The sequence below is a fragment of the Pseudomonas sp. DWP3-1-3b3 genome, from assembly GCF_049896305.1.
Taxonomy (GTDB): domain Bacteria; phylum Pseudomonadota; class Gammaproteobacteria; order Pseudomonadales; family Pseudomonadaceae; genus Aquipseudomonas; species Aquipseudomonas azotoformans_A.
The window spans coordinates 14,469-31,716 of the sequence record NZ_JAFCUA010000012.1 but is presented as its reverse complement, the minus strand read 5'-3'; the positions used below and the strand labels follow the sequence as shown (position 1 = coordinate 31,716).

Below are 17,248 nucleotides of genomic sequence, written 5' to 3'. Positions count from 1 at the left end.
AGTCAACAGATGTACTGACTGTTCCACCGCCTTCGCGAGCAAGCCCGCTCCCACATTTAATCCTCTTCGGGATTTAGAACGGGACGTCGCCCAGGATCGTCGCCCGATGCATCACCCGCCGCTGCGGCCGGTAATCATCCACCGCGTAATGCTGCGTCACGCGGTTATCCCAGAACGCCACATCGTTTTCCTGCCAACGCCAACGAATGGTGAACTCCGGGCGTGTCGCGTGGGCAAACAGCAGCTTCAGAATCGCCTCGCTCTCCGCCGGTTCCAGCTCGTTGATCCTGGTGGTAAACCCATCACTGACAAACAGCGATTTACGCCCACTCACCGGGTGCGTGCGCACCACCGGATGCGACAACGGCGGGTTCTTCTTGCGGGTTTCTTCCCAGCGCGCCAGGTCTTCGGCGGTGTTGCCAAAGCGCTCCAGCGGGAAGGATTTGGTGAAGTCGTGGGTCGCGGTCAGCCCGTCGAGCAGGCGCTTCAACGGCTCGGACAACGCCTCATACGCCGCAATCCCGCTGGCCCACAGCGTATCGCCGCCAAACGCCGGCAGCAGCTTGGCGCTGAGTACTGCGCCCAACGCCGGCGTCGGCAGGAAGGTCACGTCGGTGTGCCACACGGCGTTGTCGCGCACGTCGGTGACGGCGGTGTCGAGGATCAGCACTTCGGGCTGTTCCGGCACGTTGGGGTAGATCGGATGGATATGCAGGTCACCAAAATTCGCCGCGAAGCGTGCTTGCTGTTGCGGATTGATCGGTTGATCACGGAAGAACAGCACCGAGTGCTTGAGCAATGCCTGTTCAATGGCATCTCGCTCTTCAATGTTCAACGGCTGGGTGATATCGACGCCACTGATCAGGGCACCCAATGCGGTGCTGATGGGGGTAACGGTCAGGCTGCTCATGCGGTTCTCACTCAATGTGCCTGGCCATGCCACGGCACTAATTTACGCTGCAGGGCACGCAGGCCCATTTCCATGGCGAAGGCGATCAGGGCGATGACCAGGATGCCCAGCACCACCACGTCAGTGACCAGGAACTGCGCCGCCGACTGCACCATGAAACCCAGGCCGCTGGTGGCCGCGATCAGCTCGGCGGCGACCAATGTCGACCAGCCCACGCCCAGGCCGATGCGCACGCCGGTAAGGATGTCGGGCAGCGCGCTTGGCAGGATCACATGCCGAATCAGCTGGGCACGGGTGGCGCCCAACGACTGTGCGGCGCGCAGCTTGGCCGGGTCGACCGTGCGCACGCCGGTCGCGGTGGCGATGGCAATCGGCGCAAAGATCGCCAGGTAAATCAGCAGCACCTTGGACAGCTCGCCAATGCCGCACCAGATCACGATCAGCGGCAGGTAGGCCAATGGCGGGATCGGGCGGTAGAACTCGATCAGCGGGTCGAGAATGCCACGGGCGGTACGGTTGGAGCCGATGGCGATCCCCACCGGCACGGCGGTCAGCACGGCAAAACCCAGGCCCAGGCCGATACGGCTGAGGCTCGCGGCCAGGTGTTGCCACAGGGTTGAGTCCATGTAGCCCGTGGTCGCCAACAGCCAGCCTTTTTGCAACACGGCGGACGGTGGCGGCAGGAACAGTGGTTCGATCAAGCCGGTGGCGGTCACGGCCCACCAGAGTGCCAACAAGGCAAACAGGGTCAATACGCTGATCCAGCGGGTGCTCAAGCTACGGCGCACCGGGATAACCGTGTGCACCACCGGCTTGGCGGCGAGTTCGTAGCTGCTCATGCGGACACCTGCCGTTGGGAGAACACTTTGCCCAGCACGTGTTCGCGGGTTTCGATAAAGCGCGGGTCGGACTTGATCGCCCGCGCCGACTCACCGGCGGCGTAGCGTTGGCCGAAGTCCAGACTCAGGCGTTCGACGATCTGGCCAGGGTTGGGCGCCAGCAGGATCAGGTCAGTGGCGAGGAAGACCGCTTCTTCGATGTCGTGGGTAATCAGGAACACCGGCTTGGCCGTGCGCCGCCAGACTTGCAGCAGCAGCTCCTGCATCTGCTCGCGGGTGAAGGCATCGAGGGCGCCGAAGGGTTCGTCCATCAGCAACACGCGAGGGTCGGCCGCCAGCGCGCGGGCGAGGCCGACACGTTGCTTCTGCCCACCGGAAAGTTGCCAGATGCGGCGGCTGTCGAAACCGGCCAGGTCCACCAGCGCCAGCATTTCCCGAGCGCGCACTTCACGTTGCGCCTTGGGCACACCGGCCAGCTCCAGGCCGAAGCCGACGTTGGCCAGCACATCCTGCCAGGGCAGCAGGGCGTCGTCCTGGAACACCACGCCGCGTTCGGCGCTCGGGCCTTTCACCGGAACGCCATCAAGCGTAATGCGCCCGGCGGACGGTTCGACAAAGCCGGCAATCAGGTTCAACAGCGAAGTCTTGCCACTGCCGGACGGGCCGAGGGCCACCAGCAATTGCTGGGGCCCCAGGTCGATTGAAATGTCTGACAGTACCGGTTCTGTGGCGCCTGGGTACTGTGCGCTGATGCGCTCCAGTTGTAGCAAGGCCATCGCGATGGACTCCTGATCAGTTAGTAATGAACTTGGCGCTGACGTAAGGGGCGTAGTCCGGCAGCACGGCGTCGACCTTGCCTTGCTCCTTGAGGAACACGGCGGTATCGGTCACGGCCTTGGTGGTCGGTGCGCCCAGCAGGGTCACCTGGTCGGCGGCCAGCGGGTAGACGTTGCCTTGCAGCAGCAGTGGGATGTCGCTGGCCTTGGCGCCGGAGAGTTTCACCAGTTTTTCGACGTTGTCTTTGTCGGCGAGCCAGGCTTGTGGGTCTTTACGGTAGGCGGCGTAGGCATCCAGAGTGACTTTGGCAAACGCTGTTACGATTTCCGGATGCTTCTCGGCAAAATCCTTACGCACGATCCAGGCATCGAAGGTTGGCGCGCCAAACTTGGCCAGTTCGCCGGAGGTGATCAGCACCTTGCCGTTTTCCTTGGCGACGCCCAGGGCGGGGTCCCACACGTAGGTGGCGTCGATATCACCACGCTTCCAGGCGGCGATGATCGCCGGTGGTGCGAGGTTGAGGATGGTTACTTTGGACGGGTCGATGTTCCAGTGTTTCAGCGCGGCCAACAGGCTGTAGTGACCGGTGGACACGAATGGCACGGCGATTTTTTTGCCGATCAGGTCCTGCGGGCTGTTGATCCCCGAACCGTCGCGCGCTACCAGGGCTTCGGCGCCGCCGATCTGGGTGGCAACGAGGAAGGTTTCCACCGGCACTTTGCGGGTGATCGCAGCGGTCAGCGGGCTGGAACCGAGGTAGCCGATCTGCACGTCGCCGGACGCGATGGCGGCGATGATGTCGGCGCCATTGTCGAATTTGCGCCAGTTGATCTTGGCGTTGGTGGCTTTTTCGTAGGCGCCGTCGGCCTGGGCGACTTTGGCCGGGTCCACGGTGGTCTGGTAAGCGATGGTCACATCCGCCGCCTGGGCAAACAGGCTGGCACCGGCCAGGGACAATGCGGCCAAGAGGCGCAGAGGGGTAAGCAGTTTCAAGGGGAAGCTCCTCAATCAGGCGGCCGAGGGTCGGCGTGTGAGGAGACTAAATGATCTAAGAATTCGAAAATAAATAACATTTTCGAATTAGCTTATGAGGAGAAGCGTGGTGCCAGATCTTCAGTTTGGCGCAGGCAAATTTGGGAGCTGGCTTGCCTGCGATAGCATCACTTGGGTATCACTGATACACCGAGTCGTCTGCATCGCAGGCAAGCCAGCTCCCACAGGGGCCGGCGTGAAGCCTTAGTTACTGATTGCCAGGATGCTGGCTTGGTAGGAACCGACGAACACGTCAAAATCACCCACTTCGTTCTGCTCCAGCTCCGCCTGCTGTGCCAGCGATTTGCGTGCCAGTTCTTCAAACTGCGCTTGCTCTTCGGCTGGCAGCGGCTCGCTGCGGAAATGCTCGGCGTGCAACTGGCTCTGGTGCAGGGAGAACTGCGCAAAACTTTCCTTACGCTCGGCCATCGCCGCCAACACTTGGGCCGAAGGGGTCAGGGACGAATCCTTGACCTTGGCCAATTGGGCATCCAGCGCCTGGCTGTGTTCGGTGATGCCGTGGCTTTCATCCAGCAAGGCGGCCAGTGGTGCAATCTGCTCCAGCAGCTCGGCAGCCCATTCCTTCATGTCCACAGGCTGGCCCTGACGCTGCAATTGCAGGCCCGGACGGCGCCCTTCCTTGACCACGCTGAGGAAGTTGGCGGTGGCGTTGCCGCACTCGTTGTCGGCGAACAGCGGGCTGTCGTTCAACGCGCAGTACAGCAGGAAGGCGTCGAGGAAACGCGACTCCGGCAGATCGATGCCCATCGGCAGGAACGGGTTGATGTCCAGGCAGCGCACTTCGATGTACTGGATGCCACGGGCCACCAGCGCCTGGATCGGCCGTTCGCCGGTGTAAGTCACACGCTTGGGGCGAATGTTGGAGTAGTACTCGTTTTCGATCTGCAGGATGTTGGTGTTGAGCTGTACCCACTCACCGTCCTGATGGGTGCCGATTTCGACGTACGGCGCGTAGGGAGTTGCCACCGCTTCGCGCAGGCTGTCGGTGTAGCTGCTCAAATCGTTGTAGCAAGGCGTGAGGCCGGCCTGGGCGTTGCTCTGGTAACCCAGGTCGCTCATGCGCAGGCTGGTTGCGTAGGGCAAGTACAGCGTGTCGGCGTCGAGCACTTCCAGCTGGTGCGAACGACCGCGCAGGAAACCGGCATCCAGGGCAGGGGATGCACCGAACAGGTACATCAGCAGCCAGCTGTAACGGCGGAAGTTACGGATCAGCGCGATATAGGCGGTGGACTGGTAGTCGCGGTCGGTGCCGACAAATCCTTCAGTCTCTTTAAGCAACGGCCACAGCGCTTCCGGCAACGAAAAGTTGTAGTGGATGCCAGCGATGCACTGCATGGTCTTGCCGTAACGCAGGGCCAGACCCTTGCGATACACGTACTTGAGCTGTCCGATATTGGACGTGCCGTAGTAGGCAATCGGAATATCTTCCTCGGCCGGCAACGGGCACGGCATCGAGGGGCTCCACAGGTATTCGCTGCCCAGCTTGGTGTAGGCAAAGCGATGGATCTTGTCCAGGCTGCTCAGGGTATCGGCCGGGTTGGGCAGGGCGGGAGTGATGAACTCCAGCAGCGATTCCGAGTAGTCGGTGGTGATCTGTTCGTGGGTCAACGCGGCGCCCAGGGCTTCAGGGTGCGGCGTTTGCGCCAGTCGACCCTCACCGGTGACACGCAGGCATTCGCGCTCGATGCCGTGCAAGCACTGCTCTAGCAGGGAGAGGTGTTCGCGCTTGCCGAGCAGGGCCAGGCGGCGGTTGAGAAGTTCGCTCAAGTTGGATTCCTTCACGCGTCAGTCGCCCCAATATGGGGGTGGGCAGGACGGTCTACAAGGGTGAAGTTAAAACTGGCGTGATCGCCTGGTTTAGAGTCGATTTAACCCGCTCTGAATATGCCGACTTCACTCCATGAATTTGGCTACAGCGCAGCGAGAAAATTCCGACGCCGTGATTGCAGCGCCGAAATTAACTCAAATCGGGGGTGTGGAGCTATAGGACAGCGAAGGTGCCCTGTGCTTTTGCGACAAGTCTTTCGTCTTGATACACGTCTGCCTCGACCACCAACGTGCGGCGACCGGCATGAATTACCCGGCTGGTGCACAGCACGTCACCGTCCGACACGGCGCGGATATAGTTGATCTTGCACTCGATGGTCGCGCTCTGCTGGTCGAAACCATGGGAGCTGGAACAGGCCAGCCCCATCGTAATGTCCACCAGGCTGAAAATCGCCCCGCCATGGAGCTTGCCCGCGCGGTTGCGCAGTTGCGGCTCCAGGGTCAGGGCCACCTCGGCAACGCCTTCTTCAAGGCGTTGCAGGCGGCAGCCGATCAGTTCGCTGAACGCGCTCTGGGTCAAACCGGCCGGGATTTCCATCAGCGTTTCTTCAACTGTTTGGCGTTGGCGAACAGCGAGGCCATGGCGTTGTTGCTTGGCGCCGCGGTGGCGGTTTCTTTGCGCGGTGCATTGTTCTGCGACTGGCGCGGTGCCGAACCCGGACGAGCACCGCGGGCACCGTCGATTTTCTCGCCGGGGGTGTCGCTCATGCGCATCGACAGGCCGACGCGTTTGCGCGGGATGTCGACTTCCATCACCTTAACCTTGACCACGTCGCCGGCTTTCACCGCTTCACGCGGGTCTTTGATGAACTTCTCCGAAAGCGCGGAGATATGCACCAAACCGTCCTGATGCACGCCGATGTCCACAAAGGCGCCGAAGTTGGTCACGTTGGTGACCACGCCTTCGAGGATCATGCCCAGCTCCAGATCCTTGAGGTCTTCGACGCCGTCCTGGAACTCGGCGGTCTTGAACTCGGGACGTGGGTCACGGCCAGGTTTTTCCAGCTCTTGCAGGATGTCGGTGATGGTCGGCACGCCGAAGGTTTCGTCGGTGTACTTCTTCGGATCCAGGCGTTTGAGGAACGCAGCATCGCCGATCAGCGAGCGGATATCGCGGTCGGTCTCGGCGGCGATGCGCTGCACCAGCGGGTAGGCTTCCGGGTGGACTGCGGAAGAATCCAGCGGGTTGTCGCCGTTCATTACGCGTAGGAAGCCGGCGGCTTGTTCGAAGGTTTTCTCGCCCAGGCGCGCGACCTTTTTCAGCGCTGCACGGGTTTTGAACGCGCCGTTTTCGTCGCGGTGGGTCACGATATTCTGCGCCAGGGTGGCGTTGAGGCCGGAAATGCGCGCCAGCAAGGCGACGGAAGCGGTGTTCACGTCCACGCCCACGGCGTTTACGCAGTCTTCCACTACGGCGTCCAGGCCACGTGCCAGTTTCAGCTGCGACACGTCGTGCTGGTACTGGCCGACGCCGATGGATTTAGGGTCGATCTTCACCAGTTCGGCCAATGGATCCTGCAGGCGACGGGCGATGGACACTGCGCCACGGATCGACACGTCGAGGTCCGGGAACTCCTTGGAAGCCAGTTCCGACGCCGAGTACACCGAAGCGCCGGCCTCGGAGACCATGACCTTGGTCATTTTCATGGCTGGGTATTTCTTGATCAGCTCGGCGGCCAGCTTGTCGGTTTCACGGCTGGCGGTGCCGTTGCCGATGGCGATCAGGTCTACCGCGTGCTTGGCGCACAGGGCAGCCAGGATGGCCAGGGTCTGGTCCCATTTGTTGTGCGGCACGTGCGGGTAAACGGTGGCGTGGTCCAGCAGCTTGCCGGTGGCGTCGACCACGGCAACCTTGCAGCCAGTGCGCAGGCCCGGGTCGAGGCCCAGGGTGGCGCGCGGGCCGGCCGGGGCCGACAGCAGCAGGTCGTGCAGGTTGTGGGCGAACACGTTGATCGCCTCGGTCTCGGCGCCGTCGCGCAGCTCGCCCAGCAGATCGGTTTCCAGGTGGGTGTAGAGCTTGACCTTCCAGGTCCAGCGCACCACTTCACCGAGCCACTTGTCCGCAGGACGGTTCTGATTCTGGATGCCGAATTGTTGACCGATCATGCCTTCGCACGGGTGCATGGTGCCCGGCAATTCGTCACCGACCTTCAGCGCGGAGCTGAGAATGCCTTCGTTGCGGCCACGGAAAATGGCGAGCGCACGGTGGGACGGCATGCTTTTCAGCGGCTCGTCATGTTCGAAGTAGTCGCGGAACTTGGCGCCTTCTTCCTCTTTGCCGGCGATGACACGGGCGCTGAGGATGGCTTCCTGCTTCAAGTAAGTACGCAGTTTTTCCAGCAGGCTGGCGTCTTCGGCGAAGCGCTCCATGAGGATGTACTTGGCGCCTTCGAGGGCGGCCTTGACGTCCGCGACGCCTTTTTCGGCGTCGATGAAGCGGGCGGCTTCGGTGTCCGGGGTCAGCGACGGGTCGTTGAACAGACCGTCGGCCAGATCGCCCAGGCCAGCTTCCAGGGCGATCTGGCCCTTTGTGCGGCGCTTCTGCTTGTACGGCAGGTAGAGGTCTTCGAGGCGAGTCTTGGTGTCGGCGAGCTTGATGTCGCGCTCAAGCTGTGGAGTCAGCTTGCCTTGTTCCTCGATGCTGGCGAGGATGCTGATGCGCCGTTCGTCGAGTTCTCGCAGGTAGCGCAGACGCTCTTCCAGGTGACGCAGTTGGATGTCGTCGAGGCTGCCGGTCACTTCTTTACGGTAACGGGCGATGAAAGGCACCGTGGAGCCTTCATCCAGTAGAGCGACGGCCGCTTCGACCTGTTGTGGGCGTACACCGAGTTCCTCGGCGATGCGGCTGTTGATGCTGTCCATAAAACCACCTGAAATTCTGAAAAGCAGCTCGCAGGCCCGGAAAACAAGGCCCTGGGAGGCTGGTTGAGCGGCCCGACTGGCGCCGCTGCCTGGGTCAAGAGGCAGCCTATTGACCCTCGAAATCGAAAAAATCACACAAGCGGGTAAAAAAAGCCTCGGCAGCAAACGGTAACGATCTGAAGTTGCCCTGCACGACGGCGCCGCATTATAACCAGCGTTCTGTCCTTGGGGGGGGATTGCGCCAACGGTTGTAGGGCGCGGGTTCGCTGGCAGTTGAGGAAAAATCTGCTAACAATGCACACGGTGCGTATAACGGCAGCTAGGCCATAATGCGCGCCGAGATAAGAGGAGCATCTAATGAGCAGCACTGCACAAACTGCTGAAGGCGAAAAAATTCTCATCGTTGACGACGACCCGGGGCTGAGCAGCCTGCTGGAGCGCTTCTTCAACTCCAAGGGCTACCGTGCCCGCGCGGTGCCGAACACCGAGCAGATGGACCGCCTGTTGGGGCGTGAAGTATTCAACCTGGTCGTACTCGACCTGATGCTGCCCGGCGAAGACGGCCTGACCGCCTGCAAACGCCTGCGCGGCGCGAACAACCAGATTCCCATCATCATGCTCACCGCCAAGGGCGATGAGCTGAGCCGCATCAAGGGCCTCGAGCTGGGCGCTGATGACTACCTGGCCAAGCCGTTCAACCCCGACGAGCTGATGGCTCGGGTCAAAGCCGTACTGCGTCGCCAGGCACCGCCGGTTCCAGGTGCCCCAGGCAGCGAAGACGAGAGTGTCACCTTTGGCGACTACGAACTGTCGCTGGCGACCCGTGAGCTCAAGCGTGGCGATGAAGTGCACATGCTCACCACGGGTGAATTTGCCGTGCTCAAGGCCCTGGTGATGAACGCTCGCCAGCCGTTGACCCGCGACAAGCTGATGAACCTGGCCCGTGGCCGGGAATGGGACGCTCTGGAGCGCTCCATCGACGTGCAGATTTCCCGTCTGCGCCGGATGATCGAGCCGGACCCGTCCAAGCCACGGTACATCCAGACGGTATGGGGCGTGGGTTATGTGTTTGTGCCGGACGGCAATAAAACCAGTTGACCGGTGATTTGCAGGGGCGGGCATCCTGGCGTTTGACTCCATGAGGGTCGGCGGGATGTCCGGCGTCTGCAATTCTGCGAGCGCCGCTCGTTTCTGCAAGGTATCTAGCAGTCTTCTATGAAAACCCCGCTGTGGTTCCCCCAAAGTTTCTTCTCCCGCACCCTTTGGCTGGTGCTGATCGTCGTTCTGTTTTCCAAGGCACTCACACTGGTTTATCTGTTGATGAACGAGGACGTGCTGGTGGATCGACAATACAGCCATGGTGTCGCCCTGACGCTGCGCGCCTATTGGGCGGCAGACCCAGAGAACCGCGAGAAGATCGCCAAGGCCGCGACCCTGGTGCGCGTCGCCGGTGCAGGTGTGCCGGAGGGCGAGCAGCATTGGCCCTACAGTGAAATCTACCAACGCCAAATGCAGGCCGAACTGGGTGAAGACACCGAGGTGCGGTTGCGCATGCATGTGTCGCCCGCATTGTGGGTACGTGCGCCGAGCCTGGGTGAAGATTGGCTGAAAGTGCCGCTGTACCCGCATCCGCTGCGGGGGCAGAAGATCTGGAACGTGTTGGGCTGGTTCCTGGCGATCGGTCTGCTTTCAACGGCCTCGGCATGGATTTTCGTACGTCAGCTCAACCAGCCGCTTAAACGCCTTGTGTTTGCTGCCCGACAACTGGGCCAGGGGCGCAGCGTGCGTTTGCCGGTCAGCGACACGCCGAGTGAGATGACCGAGGTGTACGGTGCGTTCAACCAGATGGCGGAAGACGTCGAACAGGCCGGACGCGAACGCGAGTTGATGCTGGCGGGGGTGTCCCATGACTTGCGCACACCGTTGACACGACTGCGCTTGTCTTTGGAGTTGATGGGCAACCATAGCGACCTCACTGATGACATGGTCCGCGACATTGAGGACATGGACGCGATCCTCGACCAGTTCCTGGCGTTTATCCGCGATGGCCGTGATGAAGTGGTTGAGGAGGTCGACCTGACTGACCTGGTGCGTGAGGTGGTCGCGCCCTACAACCAGAACGGTGAACAGGTACGTATGCGCCTGGAGCCGATCCAGCCGTTTGCGTTGCGTCGAGTGTCGATGAAGCGCCTGTTGAACAACCTGATCGGCAACGCCTTGCATCACGCAGGTTCCGATGTGGAAGTGGCGGCCTATGTGTCCGGCGACAGCGCTGCGCCTTATGTGGTGCTGAGCGTAATGGACCGGGGCGCCGGCATCGACCCGGACGAGTTGGAAGGCATCTTCAACCCGTTCACCCGTGGCGACCGTGCCCGGGGTGGCAAAGGTACAGGGCTAGGGTTGGCGATAGTGCGACGGATTGCCTCGATGCATGGCGGCAATGTTGAGTTGCGCAACCGAGAAGAGGGTGGCCTGGAGGCGCGGGTGCGGTTGCCGCTTGGGTTGATGTTGCCCCGCGACGCGGTCTAAGCAACAACACAGGCCGAATGTGGGAGCGGGCTTGCTCGCGAATGCAGGGTGTCAGTCGATACATACTTGACTGATCCACCGCTTTCGCGAGCAAGCCCGCTCCCACACTGGTTTGTGGCGGTTGATCAGCCCTTTCCCTTGGTCCTCGTCATGTTCGGCCCACCATTCTTCTCCAGATGCTGAATGATGATCCCCGCCACGTCCTTGCCCGTGGTGGTTTCAATGCCTTCCAGGCCCGGTGACGAGTTCACCTCCATTACCAGCGGCCCGTGATTGGAGCGCAGGATATCCACACCCGCCACACTCAACCCCATCACCTTGGCGGCGCGCAGTGCGGTCATGCGTTCTTCCGGGGTGATCTTGATCAGGCTGGCGCTGCCGCCACGGTGCAGGTTGGAGCGGAACTCCCCCGGCTTGGCCTGGCGCTTCATCGCCGCAATCACCTTGTCGCCCACCACGAAGCAGCGGATATCCGCACCGCCGGCTTCCTTGATGTATTCCTGCACCATGATGTTCTGCTTGAGGCCCATGAACGCCTCGATCACGGATTCGGCCGCTGTCGCGGTTTCACACAGCACCACGCCGATACCCTGAGTGCCTTCCAGCACCTTGATCACCAGCGGCGCGCCGTTGACCATGTCGATCAGATCGGGGATGTCGTCGGGGGAGTGGGCAAAGCCCGTCACCGGCAGGCCGATACCCCGGCGCGACAACAGTTGCAGCGAGCGCAGCTTGTCCCGTGAACGGGCAATGGCGACCGACTCATTGAGGGGAAACACCCCCATCATTTCAAACTGGCGCAACACCGCGCAGCCATAGAACGTCACCGAGGCGCCGATGCGTGGGATCACCGCATCAAACCCCTCCAGCGGCTTGCCCCGGTAGTGGATCTGCGGCTTGTGGCTGGCAATGTTCATATAGGCACGCAACGTGTCGATCACCACCATTTCGTGGCCACGTTCGGTGCCGGCCTCAACCAGGCGGCGGGTGGAATACAGACGCGGGTTTCGCGACAGCACAGCAATCTTCATGCAGCACCTGGGACAGAAAGAGTAGAGACCGGGAACACCGGCTTGTCTTGAACGTACTTGATACCGGGATTGACCACCAGTTGGCCGTCAATCAAGGCTTTGGAACCCAGCAACAGCCGGTAACGCATGGCTTTGCGGCAGGCCAGGGTGAACTCCACCCGCCATACCCGATCACCGAGTGCCAACGTGGTGCTGATGACATAGCGCACCTGCGCATGCCCGTTGGAGCTCTTGATGGTTTTCATCGTCACCAGGGGCGCTTCGCAGCGGCGGTGACGCAGTTGCACAACGCTGCCCAGGTGCGCGGTAAAGCGCACCCACTTCTCACCGTCGCGCTCAAACGGCTCGATATCGGTAGCGTGCAGGCTTGAGGTGCTGGCACCGGTGTCGATCTTTGCGCGCAGGCCTGCCACTCCCAAGTCGGGAAGTGCCACCCACTCACGCAGACCCACAACGGTCAAATGGTCAAATGTCTTCAATAGGGATAACCGGTCAATTCGTCCAGGCCTGAGGGGGAACCTCGGCCAGGGCGTTGAATGCAGGCTTGGCGAACCAGTAGCCCTGCATCAGAAATATTCCGCAGTCGGACAGGAAGTCGCGCTCGCCAGCACTTTCGATGCCTTCGGCGATGACAGTAACCCCCAACTGCTCACAGATTGTGACAACCCCCTGGACGATGACCTGACGGACACGATCCTGATCGACATCGCGGATCAGCGCCATGTCGAGTTTGATCAAGTCAGGTTGGAAATCGGCCAGCAGATTCAGCCCCGAATAGCCCGCGCCGAAATCGTCAATGGCGGTCATGAAGCCGAATTCGCGGTATTCACGCAGAATATTCGTCAAATGGCGATAGTTATCTACATGCTCGCTTTCCAGTGTCTCGAAAATCAGCTGGTTCAACGGGAAATTATGCGCGCGCGCCGCCTCCAGGGTGCTGCGGATACACAACTCCGGACGGTACACGGCATTGGGCATGAAGTTGATCGAAAGGTGGGTTTGCATGCCCAAGGCCGCAGCCCCGGCAATCGCCTGGGTTCGGCAGCGTTGGTCAAAGCGATAGCGGTTGCTTTCGTTGACCTGGTCAAGGACCGACGGCGCGGCTTCGCCGTGTGTGCCACGCACCAGGGCTTCGTGGGCAAAGATCGAATGGTCCCGCAGATCTACGATAGGCTGGTACGCAAATGCAAAATCGAACCCGAGAGGCTCGTTTTGCTGGCATCCCACACAGCGCTGGTTGGGCGAGGTGAGTGAAAGGGGGAATTCGGTCACAGCATATCCTCGCGAAAACAGTGTGCTACCTGGCGTATCTTAGGTGAGCCTTAAAGTTTATGCGTTGAAGGGTTTCAACGATAAAGTTGCGACATTTTTCAGAGCGAGGAATTCAAGTGGCTCAAAAGCAGGAAGAGGAAGAAAAGGTCCGATTGGACAAGTGGCTGTGGGCCGCGCGTTTTTATAAAACCCGTGCCTTGGCCAAGGCCGCCATTGAGAGCGGCAAGGTGCACCATCGCGGGGAGCGCTGCAAGCCCGGCAAGGAGCCGCGTGTCGGCGATGAGTTCCAGATTCGTGTTGGGTTTGATGAAAAGACAGTCGTGGTTCAGGCGCTTTCCATCGTGCGCCGTGGTGCGCCTGAAGCGCAGGCGTTGTACACCGAGACCGAAGCCAGCATCGCCAAGCGTGAGAATGCGGCCGCGATGCGCAAGGCGGGCGCCACAGGCATGACCACCGATGGCAAACCGAGCAAGAAGCAGCGCCGCGACCTGTTCAAGTTTCGCGGCAGTGGCAATGATGACTGACGACGACAGTGGGGGAGCAAGCTCCCTCACCCTTGGCCATCACGTTGGGCGAACCACACTCAGTCGACTGATCAGCGGCATGTGCTGAAGCAGGCCGAACACCGGCGCCGTCACCCGCAACAACCCACTCGAAACCTTCGCCGCAAACGGCGTGTAATACCCCCATCCCAACGCCAACAGCGCCAGCAACACCCCGCCAATGTAATCGTCCTGGCCCCAATGCGCGCCCGCCACCAGGCGCGGCATCATGAACAGCAGCGCCAGGCCCCAGATCACCAGCACCTGGCCGATGCGCTTGGCGAACACCGTCATGAACATCCCCCAGATCAACAGCACTGACGCGTGATCCCCGGGAAAACTCTGGCTCGAACGGTCCTTCAATTCCCAGGTCTTCTCCAACCCCGGGAAGTAGTCGCTCATCTGGATCGCCCCGCTGATCACCATCGACGGGCTGCTGTGTTGCCAACCCATGTGCGCCGCGAATTTGGAAAACAGCATGCGGATAAACAGCAACAGCAGCAGAATCCCGATAAAACCGAACAGTGCCTGACGCACCTGCACGGCCTTGAACACCCAGTCGCCGCGAATCAGTAGCGTCAGCAGAATCACGCCGACCACCGCATCGAACGGCCGCAAACTGGCTACCGCCCACACGTGCAGCCAGGTCGAGTTGCTGGCCAGCGGGTCATTGAGCAGATGAAACAGCCACTCGTCGAAAAGCACACACAGCATCTGGCCCGTGGGCCACAGCCAAAAACACAGCAGTGCGATAGCGAGTAGATTGCAAAAGGCCCATCGCCCGAGGTTCCACTTGGCTTGGAACAAACCCGGATTGTTCATAAACTGTCCCCCACGGCTCTAGAAAACCGCACCAAAACGGTGCTAAAGCGTTTAATTCTATAAACCTTGTAATCAATTTGTCATCAATTCAGATACCCAGACCTATGACTGATCTACCGGATACCGACTTCACCCAACGCTTCATCTTTGACGAGAGCGACGCCCGCGGCGAGCTGGTCTCGCTGGAGCGCAGCTATGCCGAAGTCCTCGCCAAGCACCCCTATCCGGAGCCGGTCGCGCAACTGCTCGGGGAGCTGATGGCAGCGGCGGCGCTGCTGGTGGGCACCATGAAATTCGACGGTTTGCTGATCCTGCAGGCGCGTTCCGAAGGCCCGGTGCCGATGCTGATGATCGAATGCTCCAGCGAGCGCGAGATCCGTGGTTTGGCCCGTTACGAGGCCGACCAGATTGCCCCGGACGCCACCTTGTCCGACCTGATGGCCAACGGCGTGCTGGCGATCACCGTCGACCCCACCGAAGGCCAGCGCTACCAGGGCATCGTCGACCTGGACGGCGAAACCCTGTCGGACTGCTTCACCAACTACTTCGTGATGTCCCAGCAGGTCGGCACCAAGTTCTGGCTCAACGCTGACGGCAAACGCGCCCGCGGCATGCTGTTGCAGCAATTGCCGCCTGATCGCATCAAGGACGAAGACGAGCGCACCGACAGCTGGCGCAAGCTGACGGCCCTGGCCGGCACCCTCACCGCTGAAGAGCAACTGGGCCTGGACAACGAAACCATCCTGCATCGCCTGTACCACGAAGAAGCCGTGCGACTGTTTGACGCACAAGGCCTGCACTTCAACTGCAGCTGCTCGCGCGAGCGCTCGGCCAATGCCTTGGTCAGCCTCGGCCTGGAAGATGCGCAAAACCTGGTGGTAGAGCACGGCGGGCATATCGAGATCGACTGCCAGTTCTGCAACGAGCGCTACCTGTTCGATGCGGCCGATGTCGCCCAATTGTTCGCCGGCGCAGGCATCGACACCCCTTCCGACACCCGCCACTAAAACGTTTAAGCACAGGTAAATCACCTGACAAACGCCGGATTAGCGCAGTTCTGACGGGAGGGCCCTACTCTTTTTGGGCTTTTCTGGCATAATCCGGCCCACTTTTTTCGCGGTAGTAGTGCGCAACTTTCTACTACAAAACGTTTGGAGCACTCGGCCATAGGCCGACGGGGAACCTCATGACGCAAGCCAACAACGCCGTATACACCGATCTGAGTGTTGACGATCTGGTTAAAGAAGCCCTGCAGCGTGGTGAAGGCGTGCTCGCCGATACTGGCGCGCTGGTCGTCGAAACCGGTCACCGTACTGGCCGTTCGCCGGTCGATCGTTTCATCGTTGAAGAGCCTTCCACCCAGGCTTCCATCGCCTGGGGCCCGATCAACCGCAAGTTCCCGGCCGACAAGTTCGATGCCCTTTGGGCTCGCGTCGAGGCCTTCAACAACGCGCAAGAGCATTTCGTTTCTCATGTTCACGTAGGGGCTGCCGAAGACCACTACCTGGCCGTGAAAATGACCACCCAGACTGCCTGGCAGAACCTGTTCGGTCGTTGCCTGTTCATCAACCCGGCCCAGTACAACCCGGCCGGTCGTGAAGAGTGGCAAGTGCTCAACGTGGCCAACTTCGAATGCGTGCCAGAGCGTGACGGCACCAACTCCGACGGTTGCGTGATCCTCAACTTCGCCCAGAAGAAAGTGCTGATCGCCGGCATGCGTTACGCCGGTGAGATGAAGAAAGCCATGTTCTCGGTGCAGAACTTCCTGCTGCCGGCTTCCGACGTGCTGCCAATGCACTGCGCCGCCAACATCGGCGAAGCAGGCGACGTGACCCTGTTCTTCGGTCTGTCGGGCACCGGTAAAACCACCCTGTCCGCCGACGAAAGCCGTTACCTGATCGGTGACGACGAACACGGCTGGGGCGAAGGCGTGGTGTTCAACATCGAAGGCGGTTGCTATGCCAAGTGCATCGACCTGTCCGAGAAGAACGAGCCGGTCATCTGGAAAGCCATCAAGCACGGCGCCGTGCTGGAAAACGTGGTGATCGACGAGGCCAAGCACGCCGACTACACCAACGTCAGCCTGACCCAGAACAGCCGCGCGGCCTACCCGCTGGAGCACGTTGCCAAGCGTTCCGAGAAGAACCTGGGCGGCGAGCCAAATGCGGTAATCTTCCTGACCTGCGACCTGACCGGCGTACTGCCGCCTGTGTCGATCCTCAGCGAAGAACAAGCGGCCTACCACTTCCTGTCCGGCTACACCGCACTGGTGGGCTCGACCGAAATGGGTTCCGGCGGCGGCATCAAGTCGACCTTCTCCACCTGCTTCGGCGCACCGTTCTTCCCGCGCCCGGCTGGCGAATACGCAGAGCTGCTGATCAAGCGCATCCGCGGCTTCGGCTCCAAGGTCTACCTGGTCAACACCGGCTGGACCGGCGGCGGCTACGGCGTCGGCAACCGCTTCAACATCCCGACCACTCGCGGCGTCATCGCAGCGATCCAGAGCGGCGCGTTGATCGGTGCAGAAACCGAACACCTCGACACTATCAACCTCGACGTGCCACTGGCCGTACCGGGCGTTGAAACCGGCCTGTTGAACCCACGTAACACCTGGGCCGACAAAGCTGCCTACGACGAAGCGGCGAAGGCACTGGCGGGTCTGTTCATCGAGAACTTCAAGAAGTTTGAAGTGAGCGATGCGATCAAGGCTGCGGGTCCTAAGTTGTAAGATTCGAGCGTTGTGAAAAAGCCGCCTCTTGTGGGCGGCTTTTTTGTGCGCGAACG

Annotated in this window: 16 protein-coding genes; 5 read left to right on the top strand and 11 right to left on the bottom strand. The window is 60.9% G+C overall.

Annotation, left to right across the window (positions count from 1 at the left end; all coding sequences use genetic code 11):
* Window positions 1-73 precede the first annotated feature (73 nt).
* The 7 genes from tauD to ACP7BX_RS26830 form a co-directional block, all read right to left on the bottom strand.
* Window positions 74-910 (bottom strand): taurine dioxygenase, encoded by an 837-nt coding sequence (gene tauD / locus ACP7BX_RS26860; protein ID WP_314524353.1) that lies wholly within the window; start codon window positions 908-910, stop codon window positions 74-76.
* Between the two features lie 11 nt (window positions 911-921).
* The gene (gene tauC, locus ACP7BX_RS26855; protein ID WP_426130806.1) at window positions 922-1,749 is read right to left on the bottom strand and encodes a taurine ABC transporter permease TauC; all 828 of its coding nucleotides are present in this window, start codon (window positions 1,747-1,749) and stop codon (window positions 922-924) included.
* Complete coding sequence (gene tauB / locus ACP7BX_RS26850; protein ID WP_017254560.1) at window positions 1,746-2,525, bottom strand: taurine ABC transporter ATP-binding subunit; 780 nt, start codon at window positions 2,523-2,525, stop codon at window positions 1,746-1,748. The genes tauC and tauB overlap by 4 nt, the downstream gene beginning before the upstream one ends.
* A gap of 16 nt (window positions 2,526-2,541) precedes the next feature.
* Complete coding sequence (tauA, locus tag ACP7BX_RS26845; protein WP_426130808.1) at window positions 2,542-3,519, bottom strand: taurine ABC transporter substrate-binding protein; 978 nt, start codon at window positions 3,517-3,519, stop codon at window positions 2,542-2,544.
* A gap of 243 nt (window positions 3,520-3,762) precedes the next feature.
* Complete coding sequence (gene gshA, locus ACP7BX_RS26840; protein WP_426130810.1) at window positions 3,763-5,346, bottom strand: glutamate--cysteine ligase; 1,584 nt, start codon at window positions 5,344-5,346, stop codon at window positions 3,763-3,765.
* A 214-nt stretch (window positions 5,347-5,560) separates the two neighbouring features.
* On the bottom strand, window positions 5,561-5,944 hold the full coding sequence (locus tag ACP7BX_RS26835) for a PaaI family thioesterase (RefSeq protein ID WP_016979039.1): 384 nt from the start codon (window positions 5,942-5,944) through the stop codon (window positions 5,561-5,563).
* The gene (locus tag ACP7BX_RS26830) at window positions 5,944-8,268 is read right to left on the bottom strand and encodes a Tex family protein (protein WP_314524366.1); all 2,325 of its coding nucleotides are present in this window, start codon (window positions 8,266-8,268) and stop codon (window positions 5,944-5,946) included. Before ACP7BX_RS26830 ends, ACP7BX_RS26835 begins: the two co-directional genes overlap by 1 nt.
* A gap of 357 nt (window positions 8,269-8,625) precedes the next feature.
* On the opposite strand from ACP7BX_RS26830, the gene ompR reads away from it, so the two are divergent.
* Window positions 8,626-9,366: a two-component system response regulator OmpR gene (gene ompR / locus ACP7BX_RS26825; protein WP_016979041.1), complete on the top strand. Its 741-nt coding sequence runs from the start codon at window positions 8,626-8,628 to the stop codon at window positions 9,364-9,366.
* Between the two features lie 117 nt (window positions 9,367-9,483).
* Entirely contained in the window at window positions 9,484-10,797 is a 1,314-nt protein-coding gene (locus ACP7BX_RS26820; protein WP_016979042.1) for an ATP-binding protein, read from the top strand.
* Between the two features lie 125 nt (window positions 10,798-10,922).
* Here the strand turns inward: ACP7BX_RS26820 and rimK are convergent, their stop codons facing one another.
* From rimK to ACP7BX_RS26805, 3 genes are read right to left on the bottom strand one after another with little or no spacing between them, the layout of a single operon-like run.
* On the bottom strand, window positions 10,923-11,828 hold the full coding sequence (gene rimK / locus ACP7BX_RS26815) for a 30S ribosomal protein S6--L-glutamate ligase (protein WP_010214091.1): 906 nt from the start codon (window positions 11,826-11,828) through the stop codon (window positions 10,923-10,925).
* Complete coding sequence (locus ACP7BX_RS26810; protein ID WP_170949822.1) at window positions 11,825-12,274, bottom strand: ATP-dependent zinc protease family protein; 450 nt, start codon at window positions 12,272-12,274, stop codon at window positions 11,825-11,827. The genes rimK and ACP7BX_RS26810 overlap by 4 nt, the downstream gene beginning before the upstream one ends.
* Window positions 12,275-12,320: 46 nt before the next feature.
* Window positions 12,321-13,100 carry an EAL domain-containing protein gene (locus tag ACP7BX_RS26805; protein WP_426130813.1) on the bottom strand — a complete coding sequence of 260 codons (780 nt, stop codon included), beginning with the start codon at window positions 13,098-13,100 and terminating at the stop codon, window positions 12,321-12,323.
* 116 nt (window positions 13,101-13,216) lie between these two features.
* Here ACP7BX_RS26805 and ACP7BX_RS26800 point away from each other — a divergent pair, with 116 nt between their 5' ends.
* Entirely contained in the window at window positions 13,217-13,624 is a 408-nt protein-coding gene (locus ACP7BX_RS26800) for an RNA-binding S4 domain-containing protein (RefSeq protein ID WP_016979044.1), read from the top strand.
* Window positions 13,625-13,663: 39 nt separating this feature from the next.
* Here ACP7BX_RS26800 and ACP7BX_RS26795 read toward each other — a convergent pair whose 3' ends face one another.
* Window positions 13,664-14,464 (bottom strand): phosphatase PAP2 family protein, encoded by an 801-nt coding sequence (locus tag ACP7BX_RS26795; protein WP_426130815.1) that lies wholly within the window; start codon window positions 14,462-14,464, stop codon window positions 13,664-13,666.
* 104 nt (window positions 14,465-14,568) lie between these two features.
* On the opposite strand from ACP7BX_RS26795, the gene hslO reads away from it, so the two are divergent.
* Window positions 14,569-15,471 carry an Hsp33 family molecular chaperone HslO gene (gene hslO, locus ACP7BX_RS26790; RefSeq protein WP_016979046.1) on the top strand — a complete coding sequence of 301 codons (903 nt, stop codon included), beginning with the start codon at window positions 14,569-14,571 and terminating at the stop codon, window positions 15,469-15,471.
* Window positions 15,472-15,650: 179 nt separating this feature from the next.
* On the top strand, window positions 15,651-17,192 hold the full coding sequence (locus ACP7BX_RS26785; RefSeq protein WP_016979047.1) for a phosphoenolpyruvate carboxykinase: 1,542 nt from the start codon (window positions 15,651-15,653) through the stop codon (window positions 17,190-17,192).
* Window positions 17,193-17,248 lie beyond the last annotated feature (56 nt).

Coding starts and splice junctions, on each gene's coding strand:
- tauD (WP_314524353.1), bottom strand. CDS start 910: ATGAGCAGCCTGACCGTTACCCCCATCAGCACCGCATTGGGTGCCCTG.
- tauC (WP_426130806.1), bottom strand. CDS start 1,749: ATGAGCAGCTACGAACTCGCCGCCAAGCCGGTGGTGCACACGGTTATC.
- hslO (WP_016979046.1), top strand. CDS start 14,569: ATGACTGATCTACCGGATACCGACTTCACCCAACGCTTCATCTTTGAC.
- tauB (WP_017254560.1), bottom strand. CDS start 2,525: ATGGCCTTGCTACAACTGGAGCGCATCAGCGCACAGTACCCAGGCGCC.
- ACP7BX_RS26795 (WP_426130815.1), bottom strand. CDS start 14,464: ATGAACAATCCGGGTTTGTTCCAAGCCAAGTGGAACCTCGGGCGATGG.
- ACP7BX_RS26830 (WP_314524366.1), bottom strand. CDS start 8,268: ATGGACAGCATCAACAGCCGCATCGCCGAGGAACTCGGTGTACGCCCA.
- rimK (WP_010214091.1), bottom strand. CDS start 11,828: ATGAAGATTGCTGTGCTGTCGCGAAACCCGCGTCTGTATTCCACCCGC.
- ACP7BX_RS26835 (WP_016979039.1), bottom strand. CDS start 5,944: ATGGAAATCCCGGCCGGTTTGACCCAGAGCGCGTTCAGCGAACTGATC.
- ompR (WP_016979041.1), top strand. CDS start 8,626: ATGAGCAGCACTGCACAAACTGCTGAAGGCGAAAAAATTCTCATCGTT.
- ACP7BX_RS26820 (WP_016979042.1), top strand. CDS start 9,484: ATGAAAACCCCGCTGTGGTTCCCCCAAAGTTTCTTCTCCCGCACCCTT.
- ACP7BX_RS26785 (WP_016979047.1), top strand. CDS start 15,651: ATGACGCAAGCCAACAACGCCGTATACACCGATCTGAGTGTTGACGAT.